This is a genomic window from Bacillota bacterium, from assembly GCA_040754675.1.
In the GTDB taxonomy this organism is placed as follows: domain Bacteria; phylum Bacillota; class Limnochordia; order Limnochordales; family Geochordaceae; genus Geochorda.
This window is the reverse complement of the sequence record JBFMCJ010000608.1, coordinates 1-2341: the sequence shown is the minus strand read 5'-3', so window position 1 is coordinate 2341 and position 2341 is coordinate 1. Positions and strand designations below refer to the sequence as shown.

Annotated in this window: 3 protein-coding genes; all 3 read right to left on the bottom strand. The window is 68.6% G+C overall.

Features of this window, described 5'->3' with window-relative positions; all coding sequences use genetic code 11:
- Positions 1-30 precede the first annotated feature (30 nt).
- On the bottom strand, positions 31-750 hold the full coding sequence (locus AB1609_21540) for a hypothetical protein (protein MEW6049019.1): 720 nt from the start codon (positions 748-750) through the stop codon (positions 31-33).
- 54 nt (positions 751-804) lie between these two features.
- Complete coding sequence (locus AB1609_21535) at positions 805-1524, bottom strand: response regulator transcription factor (GenBank protein MEW6049018.1); 720 nt, start codon at positions 1522-1524, stop codon at positions 805-807.
- A gap of 24 nt (positions 1525-1548) precedes the next feature.
- The coding region (locus tag AB1609_21530; GenBank protein MEW6049017.1) for a sensor histidine kinase at positions 1549-2341 on the bottom strand (793 nt) is incomplete at its 5' end.

Sequence of the window (2341 nt, the reverse complement as noted above, 5' to 3'; positions counted from 1 at the left end):
CGCCGCCTCAAGCTCGAGCAGGCCGCTCCTTCAAGCCCGCGCCGCTCGCTGCGCAGCACCCTGGACGGCCGGGGACGGCGCAGCGGCCTTCAAAAAGCCCAGGTACATCAGGGCCGCGCCGACGAGCTCCCCGACGTACAGCCCCGGCAGACCGAAGCGGTTCAAGGTCCCGCCGATGGCCGGCGACAACCCGCCCAGGGCGATGAGAGCGTTGCCGACCATGCGGTTGTAATGGGTGCCTCGCCGGTAGAAGTTCCACGCCGAGTACAGCGCCCCGCCCACGAGCAAGACCGTCCCGTAGATGTTGAAAAACGGCGTCAAGACCCGCACGCCGGGCGAGGTGATGATGGCCCCCGAAAGCTCCAGCCCGGTGGCTGCGGCCGGGTTGAGGCTTGCCGTGAAGACTTTGAAGGCGGCCCACACGGAGCCCGATCCGAGCAGCACCATCAGGGTGTGGGCAGCGCGGCGGGGGAGCAGAAGGTAGGCCGTTCCCTGGCCCAGGTAAGCTGCGACCAGTATGGCTCCGCTGAGGTACCAGAGGCGGAAGCCGAGTTCGGTGAAGCCAAACAGGGCCCGGTGAAGCTGCGCCAGGGCGCCGACGGTGTACAGCGCCAGGCCGGTGCCCCACAGGAGCAGGTACGCCGCCCGGTGGTGGGTTGCGTACCGGTGCAGGACGAGCAGGGCGAACGCGCCGCTCAGCGCGGCGGTCGCGGCGGTCACGGCAGCGGAAACGAACACGTCCACGTGCATGCGAAAAGCCCCCCGTCTGTCCCATGCGGCCGATGGGACGATGAACAGCGCCGGTCAGGACCCGTCGGGCTTGCCGTTGGGCTTCAGGTCCCGCACCATCTTCTGGCGCACGGCGTACGCGGCGGCCTCGGCCCGGTTGGCGAGCCCCAACTTGCTCAGGATCATGGAGACGTAGTTGCGGACGGTCTTCTCGCTGAGGTAAAGCGCCTCGGCGATCTCCCGGTTCGTCTTGCCCTCCGCGATGAGGGCCAGGATGCGCCGCTCCTGGACGTTGAGCTTCTCGTGAGGTTGCTGGTCCTCGCTCGTCAGCATCCGCACCCGCTCCAGGAGCTTGCCGGTTACCGACGGATCCAGCAGCGACTCGCCCCGCGCCACCGTGTGGATGGCGTCCACCAGCTCCGTCGAACCCACCTGCTTCAGCACATACCCGCTGGCCCCGGCCATCACGGCGCCGAACACGGCCTCGTCGTCGGGGTAGGAGGTGAGCATGATGACTTTGACCTCGGGGTGCTTCTCCTTGATGCGCCGGCAGGCGTCAACCCCGTTCATCTCGGGCATCCGGATGTCCATGATGACCACGTCGGGCAGCACGCGGTCGACCAGTTCCACCGCGCCCACCCCGGACGCCGCCTCGCCCACCACCACGAAGTCCGGGAAGCGCTCGAGAAGCGAGCGCAGCCCTATCCGCACCACCTCGTGATCGTCGGCGATGAGGATCCGCACGGGTGGCCGCCCGCCGCCCTCCGTCGATCTCCCCGATGTTCCCTGCGCCATGTTGGCTTCTCACCGTCCCGAGCGTCAGGCGCTGGCCCGATGACGGGCCTCACTCTCCGTCCGGTGGGCCGCACCCGGTGCGGGTGCGGGCCCGTCCGCCTGGACAGGGAGCGGAAGTCGCAGCATGACCGTCGTGCCCTCTCCGGGGCGGCTGTCGATGTCGAGATCGCCGCCCAGGATCGCGGCGCGCTTTCGCATGTTGGAAAGGCCCCAGCCCCGGGTGTGGGCCAGGTTCGAGGGGTCGAAGCCCTTTCCGTCGTCCTGCACGTAAAGCACCAGTTCGCCCTCGTCGCCCGGATGCACGCCGACCTGGATGCGCCGCGGCTCGCCGTGGCGCGCCGCGTTGCTCACGGCCTCCTTGACGATCTGGGAGAGTTCATTGGCGGCGGCCGGGGTCAACGCCTGCTCGTCGATGGGGCCCATCTCCAGGGAGATGGGCAGGTGGTAGACCCGGGAGGCCTCGCCGACGACGGCACGCAGCTTCTGTGCCAGCGTCAGGCCCGACTCGCCGGGCAGGCGCAGGTCCATGATGTAGCCGCGCACGTCCTGGATGATGCCGTTGACGCGGCTCATCAGGTCCGTGAGCGCCTGGCGGGTTTCCCTTGTGGTTCGCTGCTCGAGCGCCAGGGCGGCGTTCTCGATGCCAAGCCCCAGGGCGTAGAGCGATTGGATGACACCGTCGTGAAGTTCACGGGCGATGCGGTCGCGCTCTTCGAGGATGGCGCGCATGCGCCCCACCTCTTCCAGGCGCTGGGCCGCCTCAATGTCGAAGATCTCCATCACCCGGATCATGAAGGCCGCCATGCCGAGCCCGGCG